This is a genomic window from Synechococcus sp. WH 7805 (genome assembly GCF_000153285.1).
In the GTDB taxonomy this organism is placed as follows: domain Bacteria; phylum Cyanobacteriota; class Cyanobacteriia; order PCC-6307; family Cyanobiaceae; genus Synechococcus_C.
The window spans coordinates 1,397,847-1,417,607 of sequence record NZ_CH724168.1 but is presented as its reverse complement, the minus strand read 5'-3'; the positions used below and the strand labels follow the sequence as shown (position 1 = coordinate 1,417,607).

The following is a 19,761-nucleotide window of genomic DNA, read 5'->3' as shown; positions in this document are numbered from 1 at the left end:
GGCCTAAGTCTTTCAAGCGATGGTCAGGTCGGCGGCGCGGGCCAGCAGCTCCATCGGATGCAGCACCTTCGGTCCGTCCTGTTGCAGATGGCGACGCAGTTGCAGGGTGCAGCCGATGTTGGCGCTGGCGATCACGCTGGCCCCGGTGCGGCTCAGATCCTCCACCTTGAGTTGTCCCAGTTCGGCCGCTTCTTGCGGCTGCACCAGGTTGTAAATCCCGGCACTGCCGCAGCACACACCAGCTTCCGTGGCCTCACGCAGCTGCAGTTCGGGGATCATGCGCAGTAACTCTCGCGGCTCGCTGCTGATGCCCTGCCCGTGAATCATGTGGCAAGCATCGTGATACGCCACGGTGATCGGTAGGGGTTGCAGGGAGGCGCGGAATGGTTCCGACAGGCCTCGTTCTGCCAGAAATTCATGCACGTCGAGCACGGGGCAGGAAAAGCTGCTTTGCTCGTCACTGAGGAGTTCGCCATAGGCCTTCATCGTGTGGCCGCAGCCGGATGCAGCCACCAGCAGGGCGTCGAGGCCCTCAGGTCCTGCGGCTTCCTCGAAGCTGCGCACCAGATTGCTGGCCAGGGAGCGGGTCTGCTCCATCTGTCCCTGGTGATGACTGACCGCACCACAGCAGCCCTGGTCGACGGGGATCACCACCTCGAAGCCATTGGCCTGAAGAACGGCCAGGGTGGCTGCATTCACCTGGGGGTCAAAGCAGCGTTGCACGCAGCCCAACAGCAGGCCCACCCGGCCGCGCCGTTCGCCTCTGGCGGGTGTTAGCAGCGGGAACCGATCGGCGAAGCCTTCCGGCGCCAGCGGCGGCAGCAGCGCTTCCATGGCTTCGAGTTGAGGCCCGAGTAGGCGGGAAAGACCGCTTCGCCTGACCAGGGTCTGAAGCGGACCTCCCGCATAGGCCCGCAGGGGGGTGAGCAAAGCCCGTAGGCGGCTGGGATAGGGCAGTACTGCCAGTAGGAGCTGCCGGAAGGTCTGTTGCCAGGGGCTGCGCAGCTCCGCTGTGTTCAGTTTCGGCCGGGTTGCTTCGATCAGCTGGTCGTAGCGCACGCCGGAGGGGCAGGCACTCACACAGGCGAAGCACCCCAGGCAACTGTCGAAATGGGAGGCCACGGTGGCATCGAGCTCGAGCTCACCCGCTTCAATCGCCTTGAGGCTGTGGATGCGGCCACGGGGGGAATCCATCTCTGTGCCCAGCACCCGGTAGCTGGCGCAGGTGGGCAGGCAGAAGCCACAGTGCACGCAGGGGTCGGTTGCACTCTCCGGAAGGCCGGCAAAGCTCTGCGTTTGAGGCGTAGGACCGGGCGGCGAGCTCATGGATCCATTGTGATTGCAGCAGAACCGATGCTGTCGGAACTGTCTGGGACTCTGTCGTTCAGTGATGACTGATCGTGATCCATCTGCTTGATGCCTGTGATCCTGAGAATCATTCCGCTGCGTTCGCTCGGATTGTGTCGGTAGATGAGCTCAGTTTCTAGTCCGTTCAGGATTGGATTCAAGACATTGATGTTTTTGTCGACATTGGCAATGAGATCTCCGGGCGCTGGTGTGTAACGCATGCCTTTGTTGGCTCCGTCTTTAACGATGAACGCCTTGCTTACTGGCTCGTATTCGATCAGGGATCTGTAGTGAATGCGATTAAGGTGGCGTTTGGATGAAAGCCATGAATCCTGGCTGATGATGAGATGCACGTTGGCCCCTGACTCGCGGACTTTTTTGCAAATTCGATCGAGCTTTTCGTAGGTTGCTTGTGTGGAAGCCTGGTCGAATTTCTGTTCGGCGATCGTTTTGGCGAAGGTTTTGTCCATCAGTGTGTGATCGGCTCCGATGATCAAGCTTGCTGATGCTGCCGCCGCCATGATCTTGACGCTTTGTTGATGGTGGCGTCGCTGCTTGGGTTCAATAAGTTGCATCCATGCCCAGCCGATGTTGATTGTTGCGATCAATTGAACCGGTAATGCCAAGTAGCTGTTGGCGTCGAACGCATAGGTGAGAGCTAATGCGGTGGCGTAGGCAAAAGCGGTGATGTTGATGGAGTCCAGGATCGTGAATGTGAGGCGCCTCCTGAGGATTGCTCCAGCCCTGGTCAGGGCGACAGCGCCAAAGAGATAGCAGCGAATGTCGAGAACCAACCCTCCTGGAGCGTTGTTGTTGTAGGCACTCCCTCCGGCAAAGCTGCTGGGGATCAGCGCTAAAAAGATATAGCTTGCGATAAAGACAAGGCTCAGGCTGCAAAGCCAATGTTCAAGGCGATGATTTGGCTTGTCTTTTGATTGGTTTGTGATCGAGTCCGCTATCCATAAAGAGGCAGCCGGTGTGATGAAGAGAATGACGGCAATGTCTTTGATGTAAATGCCAAGCAGTGCCCAAAGAAAAGTGAGGTAAAAGTAAGATGCATGTGATGTTTTTCGATAGAATGCATAGGTGGTGATATAAAGCATGAAAACAAGGCACAACAGCCGCTCGCAGTAGATCACATGAAAGAAGGCGGTTCCTGTTGATGGGTGGATTAAAAAGAGGAGTGTCAGCAAGAGGATGGTCGACTGTTTCGCGAGCTTGCTTGATGTCAAGTCGTTGAGGAACTTGATGCTCAATAAAACGATGCTGATCAGTTCGGCCACGCTCACCAGGATCCAGGTTTTGATGTGGATGGTGAACCAGCTCAGAATGTGAAGGTCCTGGTGAGCGAGTGGGAAAAAGCGATAATCGGTTCGTCGCATTGTTTCGCTAACGAAGGATTGTCGGATTGAGAAGTTATCGAGAAAGTGTCCTTTGACGAGCTCTGGATACCAGCCGAGCATGTCTTTGTGCAGGTAAGTAATGCCGGACATCATCGCGACGCCGTAAGCGATGAAGAGTGCACTTGAAATTGGATTCTTTTTGATGAAACGCAGCAGCGATTCGATGGGCTGTTTGGATTGGTGCTCGGATCTCAGCGTCTCGCGCTTGCGATTGACATAAATACGCTGGACCAAACAAATGATGACCAGGGCAAGAGCGATCAGCCAGATGTTGTGTGTGATCTCCTGGTAACCAAGTAGGAGATCTTGGCCTGACTTGGAATTCGGAGGGGGGAGTGCTTGAGGACGCTGCCGAACCCAGACCCACAAGCCAATCCCGGCTGCGCTCAGGGCGATCCACGCCGTCGCCAGACGCAACAGCCAATGTTTCTCTCGCCCGTTCAAGATCCCTGGCCTTGCTTAGAACCGCTCGATGATCGCTTCGGCGAAGCCGCTGCAGCTCACCGGATCCACCTTCGGTTCCATCAAGCGAGCGAGGTCATAGGTGACCTGTTTGTCGGCAATCGCTGCACTCAAACCTTGGGTCACCAGGTCAGCAGCCTCTTGCCAACCAAGGAACTCCAGCATCATCACGCCGCTTAGGATCACAGACCCGGGGTTGATGCGATCAAGTCCGGCGTGTTTCGGTGCCGTGCCGTGGGTGGCTTCAAAGATCGCGGCGGTTTCGCCGATGTTGGCGCCGGGGGCCATGCCCAGACCGCCCACCATCGCGGCCGCAGCATCGGAAATGTAGTCGCCGTTGAGGTTGAGGGTGGCCAGAATCGAATACTCCTGAGGCCGGGTCTGGATCTGTTGGAAGATGCTGTCGGCGATGCGGTCGTCGACCAGCACCATCTCTTTCCACTTGCCGCCGCCATGGCTGGAACCGATGGCATCGATCACGGCCTGCACTTCCGCATCAATGTCAGCCTTTTTCTCGGGGGTGAGGCTGTCGTAGCCGGGCTCGATCATGCGGGCGTTGGCTTGCACGCTCAGGGCTGAATCCGTCTCGAGGTTGCCGAGGATCCAGCTCTCGCGCTCCGTGATGCAGACATCGCGAAATTCAGTCGTGGCCAATTCATAGCCCCAGTCGCGAAAGGCGCCTTCGGTGAACTTCATGATGTTGCCCTTGTGCACCAGAGTCACGTGGCGCTTGTTGCCCTCCAGGCGCAGGGCGTGCTGAATCGCCTTGCGGATGTGGCGTTGGCTGCCGTGCTTGCTCACCGGCTTGATGCCGATGCCTGAGCCTTCCGGGATCTGGCGTTTGCCCAACTTTCCGTTAGCGGGGATCACGACCTCGTTGAGGTGCCTGCGCAGCTCCTGGCCGACGGCGTCATCGGCTTCCCATTCAACGCCCATATAGATGTCTTCGGTGTTCTCCCGATACACGATCACGTCCAGATCTTGGGGACGTTTGTGGGGGCTGGGTGTGCCTTCGTAGTACCGGCAAGGGCGAACGCAGGAATAGAGATCAAAGATCTGGCGCAGGGCCACGTTCAGCGAACGAATGCCGCCGCCCACCGGTGTGGTGAGGGGCCCTTTGATGGCCACGCCGTAGCTGCGGATTGCTTCAAGGGTGTCTTCGGGCAGGTACTGATAAGTGCCGTAGAGCTCGCAGGCTTCATCACCGGCGTAGACCTTGAACCATTCGATGGTTTTGGTTCCGCCGTAAGCCTTGGCTACGGCTGCATCCAGCACCTTCTGGGTGGCGGGCCAGATGTCCACGCCAGTGCCATCGCCCCGGATGAAAGGGATGATCGGGTTGTCGGCCACCACGGGTTGGCCGTTCTCGAAGCGGATCGGCGTGCCCTGGCTGGGGGCGGTGAGCTTCTCAAACTGGGCCATGGATGATTCGCCGCCTCGCGGCATCACGTTGTGGCGAGCCTATGACTCAAAGTGCGATCCCTACAGTTCATTTGAGATTTGGCCGCCAGTCCGATGACGAACCGTGATGGTGTGTGGGTGGTGGCGGCCTGTTTCAACGAAGAAGCCGTGATCAGCCGCTTCATCGAGCGGGTGCTGGCCGTGCCTGGGGTGGACCAGCTGGTGCTGATCGACGATGGTTCTAAGGATGCAACCGTGGATCAGATTCGTGGTTTCCTGGCCGATCGCCGCTGCCTGGGCGAACCGGTTCCGGTCACGCTGTTGGAGCTCACCCGCAACTTCGGCAAGGAGGCGGCGATGCTGGCCGGTCTTGATCACGTTCGCGGACGATGTGCTGCTGCTGTGTTGATCGATTCCGATCTGCAGCATCCACCGGAATTAATTGAAGCGATGGTGATGGAGTGGCGTGCAGGGGCCGAAGTCGTCACTGCCGTGCGCGATGACCGCGACCAGGAATCGCGACTGAAGGTGTTGAGCGCTTCTTGGTTTTACCGGGTGTTCAACAAAGTGGTGGATTCCATCCAGCTGCAGGAGGGGGCTGGGGATTTCCGTTTGCTTGATGCTCAGGTGGTGGAGGCATTCACCCAATTGCGGGAGTCGAGCCGGTTTTCCAAAGGGCTACTGCCTTGGACGGGATATCGCAGCGCGGAGCTTCCTTATCAGCGGGTGACCAGGGCGGGTGGCACCACGTCGTGGAGCCCGCTCAAGCTCTTCAGTTATGCCTTCGACGGGATTTTCTCTTTCTCTGTTCTTCCCTTGAAGGTGTGGACAGGTCTTGGTGTTCTCGTGTCGAGTTTCAGTCTTTTCTATGCCTTGGTGATTGCGCTGCGGACGGTTCTTGTGGGCAGAGATGTGCCCGGGTACGCCTCCTTGATGGTGGCCATGCTGTTCCTTGGTGGCATTCAGTTGATCGGGATCGGTGTGCTGGGTGATTACATCGGGCGGATTTATGTGGAGGCCAAGGCCAGACCCCATTACTTCATCCGCAGCATTCATCAGGCGTGACGCTGAGCGCTTGAAGAGCACGCCATTCCTTTTGCCTCCAGGGAGACGCCGCAAATGGCTGTGAAACCGTGAACCCCTCCTGGGCGATGTTTTGTTCCAGTGGGGCTCCAGGATGGGCCAGCAGAAGCGAGGGGGTGCAGTGGTCTGGAGAGCGCAGGCTGGCGAGCTCACTCCAGGCAGCCCGAAGCGGAGCACCGGTCATCCGTCCTGTGAACAAGACTCCGGCGAACCCTCCGTTGCTGGTGATTCCGTGCTGCCGGAAGGCTCCCCTGGCGCGGCGGCTCAACAACTGAAGAACAAGCCATTTGATCAGCCCTGCGTCGCGGCAGGATTGCAACCAGCATCTCAGTGGAAGTCCAGTGGGCAGAGGTTCATCCGTGCTTCGCAGCCAAGTGATGCCAAACCTGCTGGAACGGGCGAGCACGGCATCGAGCACCACAGGAACCAGATGGATGTGCTGATGGCCGTCCAGTGCGATGGGCCCCTCGCCTCGCATGGCTTGAAATTGTCTGACCTGCGCGTCAATTTCATGTCCCAGCTGTTTCACAAGCCTTGCCCGCCTGGGATGTCGAGGCGGCAGCAGTGACAGGAGCAGCCAGTGTCCAAAGGACCGATGCAGATGTCCTTGGTGATCCACCAGATCAGGAATTAAATCGGGCGGAGCACTCGACGGCCCCTCTGTGAGACAAAGATGCAGGCAGAGTTGCAGTGTCGGTCGGTCTGCCGCCAGCACGCTCCAGGCTTTTGCCCCTTCAGTTGCGACTGGACCATTGACCAGCAGGCTGGTTCCCTCCAGCAGTCCTTCCTCTGCCAGCGTGAGGATGGCCTGATTGGTGGCGTGGCTCAAGCCGAGATCATCGGCATGCCGGCGTGGAGGTGACGTGCGATTCGTGCGTCGACGCAGGCTGAACTGTGCGGCCTGTGACCAGATCAGGGCATTCAGCAGTGTGGGAGTGAAAACCAGAACGACGACCTCGGCCGAGGTGGGAAGCCAGCCTGGTAAGGCCAGCGGAAGAACGCTGCTGACGGTGAGGTTGACGGCGTACTGCAGAGCGAACCAGCGCCGGGCGAACTGCTGACCCCCTGTTTCAGGGCGGAACGTGACGTGGGCATGGCCCACATAGCTCGCCAGGGAAGCGGCAAGGAAGGCCAGTGGATTGGCGATCCACCAGGGCATGACAAGCCCCAGGCTCAGAAGCACACCGGCGTGAACAGCAGCGGCTCCGACGCCCACCAGGCTGTACAGGCTGAGCCGAGTGCTGAGAGTCCTCAAGATCATGGTCGCAACCGTAACGGCTTCTGGCGTCAGCACTGATCACCATTCACCCTAAGCACAGTGATCGGAGGCCAGTGAACGCAGCAGACGCCGTTGACAGCGTGGCGCTGGTCCAGGCCCTGGCCTCGGCGGTCACGCTTGTGAAGCAGCACTTTCCTGCCGCTCGGGCCAACCTCAGCCCTTGGAGAGATGACCCCCAGACCCGTCGTTGGCAGGAAGACGAGACTCTGGATCTGTCTTTTCATTTCCCTGGCTGGAGTCCTCGGTTGCAATGCCGGAGCCTCCTCTTACAGCTGCGCTTGAAACGCACGGCTAGGGGTGGGGCTCACACCTCCCCTGAGCTGCTCGGTGTGCTGATGCGTGGCATGACCTTCGATGGTGAACGCTGGCGCATGGCCACCATGGGCGACTGGAGGCCGGAAGGGTCCCATCTGCCTCAGCGTGAGCAGGTGCTCCAGTTGCAGCAGGTTTGTCGTGATCTCTTCGCTCTCTTTGCCGATTCAGCTGCATCCGACACCGCGGCGTAACCCTTCGCAACCCTCCAGCCGTGTTTTCGGACATCGCTTTTATGGTTGCAAACACTGAACAGACGCTTTCCCTATGCCCGTCGCTCTCGCCTCCCAGCTCCGTGAAGGCACGAAAAAGTCCCACACCATGGCCGAAAACACCGGGTTTGTGAGCTGCTTCCTGAAAGGTGTGGTGGACAAGGGCAGCTACCGCACGCTGGTGGCTGATCTTTATTTCGTCTATGCCGCCATGGAAGAAGAAATGGCGCGTCTCGCCGATCATCCGGTGATCGCTCCGATCGCCTTTGCTGAACTGAACCGCCGTGAGGCTCTTGAGCAGGACCTTGCTTATTACTACGGAGCAGATTGGCTTCAGCAGATCAAGGCAACCCCTGCGGCTCAGGTCTATGTGGAACGCATCCGCCAGGTTGCTAAGGAGTCTCCTGAGCTGCTGGTCGGCCACCACTACACCCGTTATCTCGGTGACCTTTCCGGTGGCCAGATCCTCAAGAACATTGCCCAGAAGGCCATGAACCTGGGTGAGAACGATGGATTGCACTTCTATTCCTTCCCTTCGATCGCCGACGAAAAGGCCTTCAAAACCACCTATCGCGCTGCGATGGATCAGCTTCCGATTGACCAGCCCACGGCTGATCGCATGGTGGAGGAGGCCAACCATGCCTTCCACCTCAACATGAAGATGTTCCAAGAGCTTGAAGGCAACCTGGTGGCTGCCATCGGCAAGGTGCTCTTCGGCTTTCTCACCCGCCGTCAACGCGCCGGCAGCACCGAGGCTGTGGCTGCTTGATTCCATCCGCCGCTTCTTTGCTACGCATTCGGGTTCTGGTTCCAGGCACCGGGGCCCGATTTCGTTGCGGCGGATTGAGCGTTGCCCTGCAGACCGCCCGGTTGCTGGCGGGCCTTCGCCCGACAGAAGTGGTGACCTACCGGGAGAGAGAGAACGATCACGCTTTTTTCGATGATCTACTGAAGCGCGAGGCTGCACCGGGTGACAGTCTCTGGGTGGTGAGCTGGGGATTTGATGTTCCTGGGTTGTTGAGAAAGCTCCGCGGACGCCCTGCGGTCTATCAGGCACACAGCAGCGGGTATGGCTTTGGTCTTCCGCCGGCAGTCCCGGTGGTCGCCGTCAGCCGCAATACCCTTGGCTACTGGGGTGATCGGGCGCCTCGCAATCCCCTCTTTCTCGTTCCCAATGCCCTTGAGCCCCAGTGGTTGGAACGTGGAGCGCGTCCGATCGGGCTAGGAGCTGTTCGATCCAGGCGCCCGATCGATGTGCTGGTGCAGAAGCGCAAAAGCAGTCCTTACGTCCTCAACCGGCTGGTCCCTGCCCTGCGTGCACGGGGGTTGACGGTGGAGGTGCAAAGCGGCTGGGTTGATGATCTTGTTGGCTTGTTCAACAGTGCTGGCGTGGTTCTCTACGACTCGGCTGAGTATTGGCGAGGCCGCGGGGTGAGCGAGGGTTTTGGCCTGCCGCCGTTGGAAGCCCTGGCTTGTGGCTGCGTAGTGTTCAGCAGTTTCAATCATGCGTTGGCTGACAGCCTCACCCCGGGGGTCACCGCTCATCAGATCGGTCAGGGGTCTCTAGACAACGATCTCCTGCGCATCAGTGCCGCTGCCGTTGATCCGGAGAGCTGGGGGCCCGATGCTTCGTCCCTCGCTGTTGTGCTGGAGAACGTCACTGAAGCCCGTTGGCTTGAGCGTTGGCGAGCCACGCTCAGCCAGTTGGACGCTCTTGCCGAGCGCCAAGCCCTCGGCCTGGATCCTGCGGCATCTCTGACCAGTCCATCCACCCGCCGTCTGCGCTGGGGCCAGCGTGGGGATCGGCTGCGAAGCAAGGTGGTCAATCGGTTGCCCGGCTGGCTGCGGCCGAGCTGATCAGACCGGCCCCCGGTCTTTAATAAAGCTCTGCAAGAACAGGCATCTGCCATACGGGCAGAGTCTTCGGCACCTTCGTTCATGCCCTTCAAGAGCCAGACCTGGAATGAACTGAAGCTGTTGCTCCAGGAATTGTCGTCCAGACGCCTGCGGTTTTTAGCTGTGGTGCTGCTGGCGTCTCTGTTTCAGGGGATCGTCGACATCCTTTTGGTCGGACTCCTGGCTCGTCTCGTTGGTCTCTTGGCGGGCGCGAAGCTTGGGGATCAGATTCCCGGTATCCGTTTTTTCGGCGGGGGGCTTCTCGATCAGGCTGGCTGGATCGTGGTTCTGCTGATCACGGCGTACTGGTTCGCTTCGGGAATCCGCTTCGGCGTTGCTTTGCTCGAATCTCTCCTAACGGCTGAGATCTGGTCTGATCTTGTTAACAAGGTATATAACAATTTAATGCTGCAGCGCTATGAGTTTTTCATGCATAAGCGCACATCAGTGTTGTCAGAGCGCTTCAATCGCATCCTCAGCAGGGTGACCGGCGCTGTGATCACTCCAATGATTGCAATCGCAGGAAATTTGCTTTCCGTGTTGGCGTTGATCGTGGGTGTGATTTTTGTTCTCGGTAGTTCATCCCTGCTGATTTTTACTTTGTTGCTGGCAGCTTATGCTCTCTCCTCAAAGATTATTACCCCCTATCTGCGGTTAGCCGTTCGTCAGAAAAATCGATATTCCCGAAGACTTCATGTCATCTTCTCAGAGTCGTTGAAATCGATGCGTGATGTGCAGATGTATTCCTCGCATCGGTTTTTTGTTGATCGCTTCTCCCGTGAAGGAGTGCAGGCCAAGCGCAATGACAGGCTCTCGAGCCTGCTTCCCAATGTGCCGCGCTTCGTGATCGAACCTGCGGGCATCACCATCCTGTTCGCGGTTGGACTCGCTCCCGCAATCGTCACCGGAGACGGTGACCGGCTTCGTGACGCTCTGCCCGAACTCGCCACGATCCTTGTGGTGCTGCTGCGGATTTCTGGTCCACTCCAGTCTGTCTTCCGCAGTATCAATAAGCTCAGAGGCGGTCTTCCCGAAGTCAAAGACGCCATTGAGTTGCTGCGCATGCGTCCGCAGCGATATTCGCTCGGTGATCCCGGGGTGCCCTCTCCAGATGGAGTCATGCCCAGGCGTCTGATTGAGCTCAATGACGTCAGCTTCAATTACTTCGGGAGCGAGCGTCCCGTTCTGGAGGGTATTCATCTCTCGATCCCGGTGGGATCGCGTATCGCCTTTGTTGGGAAAACCGGCAGCGGCAAGACCACCCTGGCTCACGTGCTGCTTGGTCTCTACACACCCACCACCGGAGAACTTCTTCTGGATGGCGTTCCAGTGTCTGATGAGGAGATGCCCGCATGGCAGGCCAATTGTGCATTCGTGCCCCAGAACATTCGTCTGCTCGACGCGAGCGTGCGCGAAAATGTTGCGTTCTGTGAGCAACCCGATGCCATTGATGATGAACAGGTCTGGGCTGCATTGGAAGCGGCACAATTCTCCGAATTTGTTGCTCAGATGCCCTACGGCCTGTTCACTATGTGTGGTGAAAATGGCATGAAGCTGTCTGGCGGTCAGCGGCAGCGTCTATCACTTGCCAGAGCTTTTTACCGGCGCGCCAAGCTGATGGTTCTTGATGAAGCCACCAGCGCACTTGATAACAAGACCGAGCATGACGTGATGCAGGCTCTTGATCTGATCGGTCGCCGCTGCACGATGGTGGTCATTGCTCATCGTCTGTCCACCGTCAAAAAATGTGACCGGATTTACCAGGTGGATCAAGGGCGAATCATCGCTTCCGGTGATTTTGAAACGTTGACACGCACATCACCTAGTTTTCGTGAAATGACGATGCTGGATGTGGTCTGAAAGCCATGGCAGACATTGTTCTTCTGGCCACGGCCGACTGGGATCATCCGCTCTGGACCAATAAGCAGCACGTTGCCTGTGCCCTGGCCGAGCTGGGCCATCGGGTTCTGTATGTGGACTCCCTTGGTGTGCGCGGCCCTCGGGTCGATCGCGCTGATTCCGGCCGGATTCTTCGGCGGTTGCGGCGCGGGCTGCGCCTGCCACGACAGGTCCGTCCCGGTGTGTGGGTGGTGTCTCCCCTGGTGATCCCAGGGCAGACGCAGGGTGTGGCTGGCCGACTCAATCGCTGGAGTTTGAATCTGTGCCTGTTCGCTGCAGACCTGGTTCTGGACCTGCGACGTCCTCTGCTGTGGACGTTCAACCCCCAGACCCGTGCCTACCTGCGCTTAGGCAAGTTTCACGCTGTGATTTATCACTGTGTTGATCGGATCCAGGCGCAGCCGGGGATGCCGGTGGCCGCTCTGGAAGCGGCAGAACGGGATCTCTGCGGAGCCGCCAATGCCTTGTTCACGACGGCTCCTCAGCTGCTGCAGTCGCTTGGACCCCTGAATGCGGGGAGTCACTATTTCGGGAATGTGGCGGATGCCGACCACTTCGGCCAAGCGCTTGAGCCTCAGCGGCACGCCCCAGTCGACTGGCCAACGATTCAAGGGCCCGTGCTGATCTTCATCGGTGCGATCGATGCCTACAAATTGGATCTGACGATGCTCGAGCGTTTGGCGCCATCCACGCCTGAGTGGACTTATGTCTTCATCGGTCCGGTCGGAGAAACGGATCCAACAACGGATATTTCGTCTCTTGAAGGCTTGCCCAACGTGCATGTGCTCGGGCCGCGGCCTTACTCCACCCTTCCGGCTTATCTGGCTCAGGCCGATGTTGCCCTGCTGCCTCTGCAGATCAACGACTACACCCGCCACATGTATCCGATGAAGTTCTTCGAGTACCTTGCCGCCGGCCTGCCCGTGGTGGCCACGGACATTCCATCGCTCGCGGATCAAGGGGATGTGGCTTGGCTGGTTCCGCCGGAACCAATGGCCTTTGAGCAGGCGATCCGCAAGGCTCTGGCAGGAGAGGGGCCAAGCCAGAACCAGCGCTTGGAATGGGCCGCGGGTCACACCTACCGCAGCCGTACGGCCGCCATGCTCCAGTGCCTGCGTCAGCACGGTCTGATGCCTGAGGAACCGCTGGCTCCTCAGGCTCCTCCTTATCACCATGTGCGTAGTCAGTGGAGTCGGGCCCACCTTTCAGCTCTGGGACGCCTTGGGCCGGTGAGAATCCTCGAGACGCTGGGTCTTGTGCAGGCGGCTGAGGCTTGTTTGCGTTACTGGCTTCGGCGAGAGCCGGGCAATGTCACCCTTTTGGCTGCTTTGGCGCAGAGACGTCTGTCTGTCGGGGACAACTTGGGTGGTTGTGAGTTGATCGAACGGATCTGGGCGGAGGACGGCGAGGCCGAAATTCTCCATCAATTGCTGTTTCGGCGTGGATCCAGGCCTGGATCCAAGGTGGATCAGCTGGCCCTCTTCGATGTGCTGGCCGCCAGTCCATCGCTACCTCTGCATTACGCCGGCTATTGCCGGGTGGTGCGCACCTACCGGGCCATCGATGCCAAAGATCCGAACGCTCTGCGACGGGGGGTCTTGGGTCTGGAAGCGATTCTTCTGGAGCTGGAGCGTGATCCCGATACCTATCGCTGTCTCAAGCCCAACCGCGAGAACAGAGCCAAGCTGCTGATTTCCGCCCAGCTCACGCGGCTGCGGGCGCTAATGGCTCTCCAGGACACGGCCGCTCTGGCTCAGGCCTCCCGGGAACTGCTGGAGAGTGCCCGTCGTTACGACCCCTTCGCGATCGATCGCAACACAGCGACGCGGATGACGCGCAACATCATGCGCAGCCTCACCATTGCTGCGGTGATGGCCTGGCAGAAAGCCGAAGCCCAGCGCTTTGCTGATGTGTTGGGCGAAATGGAGCGGTTGCGCAAGGCCTGTCATGCCGATCGCTTTGATCCGATTGCCAATAAAACTCAGGAAGATCACCGTGGTTTCGCCGATGCGGTGGTGGCGATGTTGGCGGCCTGTCGCTGGTCGGTGACGGACCCCTCCCAACGGCCGGAGCTGGAGTGCTTGGTGGACCCTGTTCTGTTGGTGTACTTCCCTGATCTGCGCCGCAACCGGGCCGAGAAAGCGCGTCGTTTTCTGCAGTCGTTGCAGCCCGTCGCTCAGTCCTGATGGGGGGTCTGCGTGTCGCGTTCTCGATCGACTCGCTCAAGCTGGGCGGAGCCGAAAGGGTGTTGCTCCAGTGGGCTCAATGGTGCAAGGACGAAGGCTGGTCGGTGCTCGTGATCACCCGCCATGGGCCCGACCGGGATGCCTATCCAGTGCCGAATGGTGTGCAGCGATGCCAGGAACCAGGGTTGCCGGCTCCCCTTGAGCGGCTCGGCTGGTTGGCCTTCCCCTTTCGCGTCTGGCAACTGCGCCGGCTCTTGATGCAGAAACGGTGTGATCTGGCCGTGGGCATGACCACCCTGCCGGCCGTGAAGTTGCTGCTGGCCTGTGCCGGACTGCCTCTGCGCACTGTGGTGTCAGAGCGCAACTATCCGCCCGCTAAACCCCCGGCTCTGCCCTGGCGCTGGTTGCGCAAGCTCACCTATCCCTGGGCTGATCTGCACCTGGTGCAGACCCGCATCACCGGCGCTTGGTTACGTCAGCATTGTGGTGTGCGTCGTCAGCGGCTGCTGCCCAATGCAGTGAGCTGGCCGCTGCAGGATCGTGAGCCACTGATCGAGCCTGAAGACTGGTTGGCACCGGAGCTGCCTTTGATCCTGGCCGCGGGAACCAAGGCGCGGCAGAAGGGATTTGATCGCCTGATGCCTGTGTTTGCCGAGCTAGGCCTGGCGGACTCCCGTTTGCACTTGGCTGTGCTGGGTCTGACTTCAGGGACTTATCACGGGCAGGATCAGCAGGCTTGGTTGCGCGAACGGCTGGGGGCGGATTCCGACCTGCAGCGCCGGCTGTTGTTGCCTGGGGTTTGCGGCAGCATGACCCGCTGGTATCGCAGGGCCACGGTGTTTGTGCTGCCCTCTCGCTATGAGGGCTTCCCCAACGTGCTTCTGGAGGCGATGGCTGCTGGGTGTGCCTGCATCGCCAGTGATTGCCTCACGGGCCCATCGGATCTGATCCGCGATGGAGACAACGGTCTGCTGTTGCCCGCCTCGGCAACCTCCAATGACTGGATCGAGGCTGTTGCCGCACTGCTTGCTGATTCAGAGCGTCGTCGGCGTCTGGGAGAGCGGGCGATCCAGGTGCGTGAGCGCTATTCCGCCGATTGCCTGCGCCGTGATTGTCTGGAGGCCCTGCGCTCGACCCGCCATGGATGACCTCTGGGTTGTACTCCCCCACCTCGGTGCCGGTGGTGCCCAGAAGGTCGGCCTTTTGGCTGCAGAGCATTTCGCGGCCCAGGGCCTGAGGGTTCGGGTGCTGTCGCTGCGTCACAACCATCCGATCAAGCACCGGTTGCCTGAGAACGTGACCGCTTTCGATCTCGGGCCTGATCAGGATGACTTCAGTGTCCATCCTTGGTTGCAGGACGTCTGGAACCGATCGCTGCTGGCTCGCGGACGGCGTTTTTGCGTGGCTCAGTGGATCAAGCTGCGCCGTTTCGTAATTCGAGTGGTCACGGCCCTGGTGCTGCGCTGGGTCCAGCTCACCTGGCCCCTTTTCGAGCAGAGGATCCAACCCGGTTCTGAGGCATCAGCCGTGCGTCTGCTGAACCGCTGCATGCGCCGGATCGGTGGAGATCGCTACCGGCGTCTGCGGCAGCTGTTCCTGGAGCAGCGCCCGAAACGGGTTCTGGCTCTGCTCACCAAAACCAACATCCTCTGCTGTGCTGCGGTGTGGGATCTACCGATTCATCTGGTGGTGTCGGAGCGGAATGATCCCCGTCGCCAGAGGCTGGATCGGCTTTGGAATCGACTGCGCCGCGTGTATTACCGCCGCGCTGATGTGGTGACGGCCAATACCGAGGGTGTGCTCGAAGCCCTGCAGGCAATGGGCACCTGGCAGCGCCTTGATCTCTTGCCCAATCCCCTCCCCGGTGGCCTCAATCTGCAGGGTTCATCGGGGTCTGCAGCCCGCGATTTCGAGGTTCTTGCAGTGGCGCGGCTTGTTCCTCAAAAGGGCCTCGACCTGCTGATCCGGGCCTTCGCTTCCCTGCCAGAGCCGGTGCGGGCCGGCTGGCGCCTTGTGCTGGTGGGGGATGGTCCGGAGCGCAACGCCCTTCAAGCACTGGCCCAGCAGCTCGGCATCAGCGTTCAGGTGGTGTTCGAGGGGTTCCAGTCGGATCCCCTGCGCTACATGCAACGCGCATCGATTTTTGCGCTGCCGTCCCGTTTTGAGGGCATGCCCAATGCCCTGCTGGAGGCGATGGCAGCCGGCTTGCCATCAGTGGTGAGCGACGCCTCGCCTGGTCCGTTGGAGATGGTGTGCGATGGCTGCCAGGGCCTGGTGGTGCCCAACGAAAATGTAGAAGCGTTTGCTGAAGCTTTGCAGCACTTGATGGGTGATCAGGCCCTGCGTGAGCGCATGGGGGCGGAAGCACGGACCACCCTGCGCGCCCTTGACTGGGAGGTAGTGGAACCCCATTGGCGCTCTGTGCTGGCTCTGCCGTGACCGAGGGCCTCTCCACCAGGTTCACCCATCGTCTGCTGATGCTGGCGCCCACCCGTCGTGCGGTCAGCGAAACCTTCATCCGCGCCAATCTCGAGGGGCTGCCTTTCGACGTCACTGCCTTGTTTGGCGATGAGCGGCCACCGGGACGGCCGGTCGCTCTGGCCTATGGCCTGGCAATCCTGCTCAGCAAAGTGCTGACCCGGTTGCGGTGGTTGCGTTTGGCTGAGATGCCTGCTGCGTGCGTGGTCTGGTGGCAGATCCGGCGAGAGCGTCCCGATGCGGTGCTGGTGGATTTCGGCTTTGAGGCGGTGCGAGTGATGGAGGCCTGTGCCTGGAGCGGCGTTCCCTTGGTGGTGCATTTCCGAGGATCGGATGCGTCCGCTCGTGATCGGCTTGGGCTGCTGGGGAAGCGCTATCGGCGGCTGTTCGCGATCGCCTCCGGTGTTGTGGTCAAGTCACGTCCGATGGCCGACACCCTTCGATCCCTCGGTGCTCGCCCCGAGCGGTTGCTGATCAGTCCCTCGGGGGCCAATGCCAGGCTCTTTCACGGCAGTGATCCGGCTGCTGCTCCAGTGGTGTTTCTGGCGGTGGGGCGCTTCGTGGCCAAGAAGGGGCCTCTTCACACCATCCGGGCTTTTTCCCAGGTTTGCGAAGGTCTGGGGCCTGAGCAGCCGGACTTGGCGCTCTGGATGGTGGGCGAGGGTCCTTTGCTTGCCGATGCACGCGCATTGGTGCGCAGCCTGGATCTCAATGAGCGGGTGCGTTTCCTCGGCGTTCGCGGCCAGGAGAAGGTGGCGCAGCTGATGCGTGAGGTGCGTGGATTCGTACAGCACTCCCTCGTGGCTGCCGATGGTGATAGTGAAGGGAATCCGGTGGCCGTGATGGAAGCCCAGTTGAGTGGTCTGCCTGTGGTGGCCACGCGCCATGCGGGTATTCCCGAGGTGGTGCTCGATGGAGAGACCGGTTTTCTTGTGGGGGAGGGCGATGTGCAGGGGATGGCTGAAGCGATGATGCGGTTGGCGGTCGATCCAGCCCTGGCGGCACGTCTGGGAGATGGTGGCCGGCGCCGCATTCAGAAGGGGTTCACGATCGACCACCACCTCCACCAGCTTTCCTCCTTCCTGCTTGCCGTGATCGGGGATGACGAGCGATGACCCGCAGACTTCTGTTAATCCGCGGCCTCGGTCACAGTGGCACCACCATTCTTGATCTGGCCTTGGGGGCCCATCCCCAGATGGTGGGATTGGGGGAAGCCGCAAGGATCCTGGACCGTCCTGCCGTGGGTGAAGAACACCGGGGTCCGGCCCAGCTGCGCGGTGATCTGCGTTTTCAGCGGCGTTGCACCTGCGGGACGCTTGCGGCCGAGTGTCCCGTCTGGGGACCGATGCTGACCTGGCTGCCAGCCCATGAGGCCCAGCCCCTGGCCGACAAGATGCGGATGCTTCTGACGGTGGTTGAAGCTGCTTCAGAGGCCGCACCCAGCTGGGTGGTGGACTCTTATCAGGGTGATTTCGTGTTGCCTTTTCATCAGGATGACGACCTGGAAATCCGCATCCTGCATCTCACCCGCGACCTGCGTTCCTGGGTGCATTCCCGCTCAAGGGATGGGCGTCAGCGGGGTCAGTGGCTTCCCGGCGTGAAACCGTTGCTGCGCTGGTGCCGGATCAATGCCCGCCACGAGCGATGGTTGCGCCGCTGCGGGAAACCGGTGTTCCGGCTGGGGTATGAGGAGTTGGCCTTGCAGCCGGAGCCCAGCCTGCGTCGTCTGTGTGCCTGGCTGGAGATCCCCTTCGATCCGCGCATGTTGGAGCCTGCCTGCCACAGCAGCAGCCATGTGCTGTCTGGCAACCGTCTGCGGTTCGACCCTGAACGCAGCGGTGCCATCCGTTACGACGGCAGCTGGATGGCAGCCCCTGCTGGTTTGGCCCAGTTGGCTCTGGCCCTGCCCTGGGTGGCGGCCCTCAACCGCCGTTTGGTTTATTCCGAGGCCTTGGCGGAGTCGGACGGTCCGCGAAAGCGGTAGATGCGGCCGTTGCCCCGGTGGCGGCTGTAGCGATACACCAGTTCGTAGCGGTCTAGTTCGTCTCCGAGAAACTTGAGATTGCCCTTGTCGATGTCCATCAGGAAGTCGCCGGCTTTCGGGGTGTAGGTCTCGCCGCGTCCGATTCCTGCCACTGTGGTGTAGGTCATGGTGGACGGATCGAGAAAGATCAGGCGATCCACCTTGAAACGATCGATGTGGCGTTTGCGCCGGAACCAGGATTTGGTGAACACGAGGTTTACTTCCTCCCCGCGTCGCTTGGCCTTGACGGTGAGGTCGTCGATCTTGTTGAAGGTGGTCAGCCAGGAGTGTTGTTTGGCTTTGACCGCACTCACCCGTTCGATGAAGCCATCCTCCTGAAAATGTTCCAGGCCGAGCAGGCCGCCGCTGGTCACGATGGCTGCGGCGCTCAGTGCCATGGGTGACTGGATGCGCCGGCTGAGGGTGGGCGTGATCCAGGCACACCAGGCGAAGCTCAGATCAAGCACCGTCACCAGCTGCACCGGCAGGCTCATGTAGCTGGTGCCCTCGTAGCCCATAACGGCATAGAGGGCTCCCATGTAAGTGAGGGCCGCAGCATTGAGTCCATCCAGAAGATTGGCTGAGGATCGCTTGCAGCTGATCAGAACGATGCGCAGGCCGATGAAGATGAACAAGATCCAGCTGCGCAAATCACCGATGAATCGGAACCCGTCATCCGAGCCATAGGCCTCTTTGCCGTGATACAGGCTGGGCAGATAGCTCAGGTAGGTGTAAGCGAGCGCGAAGACGACCATCAGGCTCATTAGCCAGAGTTCCAGGCTGTAAGCACCCATCCAGTTGCGCAGGCGCTTAACGGTCAGGTTGTGAGCTGGGAAGGCTGGGTAACGATCCATCAACCCGGCCGCACCGGTCATCAGGGTGAACGCGGCGGGTGTCACGAACAGCAGCAAGCCGATGTCCTTGAAGAACATCCCCACCAGGGCGAAGAGAAGGCTGAAACACCAGGCCTGACGGCCTCCCGTGCTCTGGTAGTGCAGATAGAAAAAAGCAAAAGCAACGAAGCAGAGCGTGAGCATCCGTTCCGCGTAGATCAGCTGAAAGAAGGCGAAGCCAGTAGCCGGCGCAAACAGCAGCAGCAGGCTGACCATCAACAGCAGATGCTTGGGAGTGGGAGGGTGCACCAAACCCCGCACGATGCGGGTGGCCAGGATCACGATGGTGAAGGCCTCTGCTGCACTCACCACCATCCACACCTTCACATACGGCGTGAACCAGCTGAGAACGTGCAGGTCCTGGTGGGCGAGCGGGAAGAAGCGGTAGTCATTGCGGAGCATGGTCTCCGCAATGAAGTCGTAGCGGATTGAGAAGTTGTCGAGCAGATGGTGGTCAAGGATGCCGTCGTACCAGCCCACGAGCTCCGGGAACAGCCAGCTGGTGCCGTTCACCATCGCCACCGTGTAGGCGCTCCACAGCAGCAGCACCAGGGGGTGCTCCCTCGAAAACGTCAGCAGTTGTTTGGCCCAGTTCCCCCGTTTGAGGGGAGGTTGGTCTGCGTCTTCAGGCGGCGTCTCTGATCGCAGGCCGATCCAAAGCAGCGACAGCACGGCGATCGCCAGCAGTGCCAGAGCGATGTCGTGAGAGGTGCGGTTGTAGGTGTAAAGCAGGAGCTTCCCAGCCGCACTGCGAGGGTCAGGGAGCCAGCGCATCGCCTGCTGCAGCCAGAGCCAGGAGCCAATCCCGGCTAGGGAGAGGATCGCTGCGACGCTGCTCAGCAGCATCCAGGGCTGAAAGCGCCGGATCATCTTCGGCATTGACATGC

15 protein-coding genes are annotated in these 19,761 nt (G+C 60.1%); 10 read left to right on the top strand and 5 right to left on the bottom strand.

The annotated features are described in order from the left end of the window. Nucleotides 1-12: 12 nt before the first annotated feature. Genes WH7805_RS07565 through WH7805_RS07555 form a run of 3 tightly spaced genes read right to left on the bottom strand, consistent with a single transcriptional unit; the run spans nt 13 to nt 4,634 of the window. On the bottom strand, nt 13-1,326 hold the full coding sequence (locus WH7805_RS07565; RefSeq protein ID WP_006042445.1) for a (Fe-S)-binding protein: 1,314 nt from the start codon (nt 1,324-1,326) through the stop codon (nt 13-15). Further along, a complete protein-coding gene (locus tag WH7805_RS07560) occupies nt 1,323-3,167 on the bottom strand; it encodes a hypothetical protein (RefSeq protein ID WP_006042444.1) in 1,845 nt (614 codons plus the stop codon). Before WH7805_RS07560 ends, WH7805_RS07565 begins: the two co-directional genes overlap by 4 nt. 42 nt (nt 3,168-3,209) lie before the next feature. After that, a complete protein-coding gene (locus WH7805_RS07555; protein ID WP_006042443.1) occupies nt 3,210-4,634 on the bottom strand; it encodes an NADP-dependent isocitrate dehydrogenase in 1,425 nt (474 codons plus the stop codon). Nucleotides 4,635-4,727: 93 nt separating this feature from the next. Between WH7805_RS07555 and WH7805_RS07550 the strand changes: the two genes are divergently transcribed. Beyond that, entirely contained in the window at nt 4,728-5,678 is a 951-nt protein-coding gene (locus WH7805_RS07550) for a glycosyltransferase family 2 protein (protein ID WP_006042442.1), read from the top strand. Here the strand turns inward: WH7805_RS07550 and WH7805_RS07545 are convergent. After that, a complete protein-coding gene (locus tag WH7805_RS07545) occupies nt 5,653-6,957 on the bottom strand; it encodes a ChbG/HpnK family deacetylase (protein ID WP_006042441.1) in 1,305 nt (434 codons plus the stop codon). The genes WH7805_RS07550 and WH7805_RS07545 overlap by 26 nt on opposite strands. 71 nt (nt 6,958-7,028) lie before the next feature. On the opposite strand from WH7805_RS07545, the gene WH7805_RS07540 reads away from it, so the two are divergent. The 9 genes from WH7805_RS07540 to WH7805_RS07500 all read left to right on the top strand — a co-directional run bounded on the left by WH7805_RS07540 (nt 7,029) and on the right by WH7805_RS07500 (nt 17,942). Then, nucleotides 7,029-7,481 carry a hypothetical protein gene (locus tag WH7805_RS07540; RefSeq protein WP_006042440.1) on the top strand — a complete coding sequence of 151 codons (453 nt, stop codon included), beginning with the start codon at nt 7,029-7,031 and terminating at the stop codon, nt 7,479-7,481. Between the two features lie 73 nt (nt 7,482-7,554). Next, nucleotides 7,555-8,268 carry a heme oxygenase (biliverdin-producing) gene (locus tag WH7805_RS07535; protein ID WP_006042439.1) on the top strand — a complete coding sequence of 238 codons (714 nt, stop codon included), beginning with the start codon at nt 7,555-7,557 and terminating at the stop codon, nt 8,266-8,268. Further along, entirely contained in the window at nt 8,265-9,356 is a 1,092-nt protein-coding gene (locus tag WH7805_RS07530) for a glycosyltransferase (protein ID WP_232198981.1), read from the top strand. Before WH7805_RS07535 ends, WH7805_RS07530 begins: the two co-directional genes overlap by 4 nt. 81 nt (nt 9,357-9,437) lie before the next feature. Continuing rightward, entirely contained in the window at nt 9,438-11,255 is a 1,818-nt protein-coding gene (locus tag WH7805_RS07525) for an ABC transporter ATP-binding protein (protein ID WP_006042437.1), read from the top strand. Nucleotides 11,256-11,260: 5 nt separating this feature from the next. Then, a complete protein-coding gene (locus tag WH7805_RS07520) occupies nt 11,261-13,480 on the top strand; it encodes a glycosyltransferase (RefSeq protein ID WP_006042436.1) in 2,220 nt (739 codons plus the stop codon). Further along, complete coding sequence (locus WH7805_RS07515) at nt 13,480-14,628, top strand: glycosyltransferase (RefSeq protein WP_006042435.1); 1,149 nt, start codon at nt 13,480-13,482, stop codon at nt 14,626-14,628. The genes WH7805_RS07520 and WH7805_RS07515 overlap by 1 nt, the downstream gene beginning before the upstream one ends. After that, a complete protein-coding gene (locus tag WH7805_RS07510) occupies nt 14,621-15,919 on the top strand; it encodes a glycosyltransferase (RefSeq protein ID WP_006042434.1) in 1,299 nt (432 codons plus the stop codon). Before WH7805_RS07515 ends, WH7805_RS07510 begins: the two co-directional genes overlap by 8 nt. Continuing rightward, a complete protein-coding gene (locus WH7805_RS07505; protein WP_006042433.1) occupies nt 15,916-17,073 on the top strand; it encodes a glycosyltransferase in 1,158 nt (385 codons plus the stop codon). Before WH7805_RS07510 ends, WH7805_RS07505 begins: the two co-directional genes overlap by 4 nt. Beyond that, complete coding sequence (locus WH7805_RS07500) at nt 17,070-17,942, top strand: sulfotransferase (RefSeq protein ID WP_006042429.1); 873 nt, start codon at nt 17,070-17,072, stop codon at nt 17,940-17,942. The genes WH7805_RS07505 and WH7805_RS07500 overlap by 4 nt, the downstream gene beginning before the upstream one ends. Here WH7805_RS07500 and WH7805_RS07495 read toward each other — a convergent pair. Then, entirely contained in the window at nt 17,897-19,759 is a 1,863-nt protein-coding gene (locus WH7805_RS07495) for a hypothetical protein (protein WP_232198980.1), read from the bottom strand. The two genes, WH7805_RS07500 and WH7805_RS07495, sit on opposite strands and share 46 nt — an antisense overlap. Between the last annotated feature and the right edge of the window lie 2 nt (nt 19,760-19,761).

Bases quoted from the DNA above. Each gene is read 5' to 3' on its own strand.
- WH7805_RS07565 (WP_006042445.1), bottom strand. From the start codon at position 1,326: ATGAGCTCGCCGCCCGGTCCTACGCCTCAAACGCAGAGCTTTGCCGGC.
- WH7805_RS07555 (WP_006042443.1), bottom strand. From the start codon at position 4,634: ATGGCCCAGTTTGAGAAGCTCACCGCCCCCAGCCAGGGCACGCCGATC.
- WH7805_RS07550 (WP_006042442.1), top strand. From the start codon at position 4,728: ATGACGAACCGTGATGGTGTGTGGGTGGTGGCGGCCTGTTTCAACGAA.
- WH7805_RS07545 (WP_006042441.1), bottom strand. From the start codon at position 6,957: ATGATCTTGAGGACTCTCAGCACTCGGCTCAGCCTGTACAGCCTGGTG.
- WH7805_RS07535 (WP_006042439.1), top strand. From the start codon at position 7,555: ATGCCCGTCGCTCTCGCCTCCCAGCTCCGTGAAGGCACGAAAAAGTCC.
- WH7805_RS07525 (WP_006042437.1), top strand. From the start codon at position 9,438: ATGCCCTTCAAGAGCCAGACCTGGAATGAACTGAAGCTGTTGCTCCAG.
- WH7805_RS07520 (WP_006042436.1), top strand. From the start codon at position 11,261: ATGGCAGACATTGTTCTTCTGGCCACGGCCGACTGGGATCATCCGCTC.
- WH7805_RS07515 (WP_006042435.1), top strand. From the start codon at position 13,480: ATGGGGGGTCTGCGTGTCGCGTTCTCGATCGACTCGCTCAAGCTGGGC.
- WH7805_RS07510 (WP_006042434.1), top strand. From the start codon at position 14,621: ATGGATGACCTCTGGGTTGTACTCCCCCACCTCGGTGCCGGTGGTGCC.
- WH7805_RS07500 (WP_006042429.1), top strand. From the start codon at position 17,070: ATGACCCGCAGACTTCTGTTAATCCGCGGCCTCGGTCACAGTGGCACC.
- WH7805_RS07495 (WP_232198980.1), bottom strand. From the start codon at position 19,759: ATGTCAATGCCGAAGATGATCCGGCGCTTTCAGCCCTGGATGCTGCTG.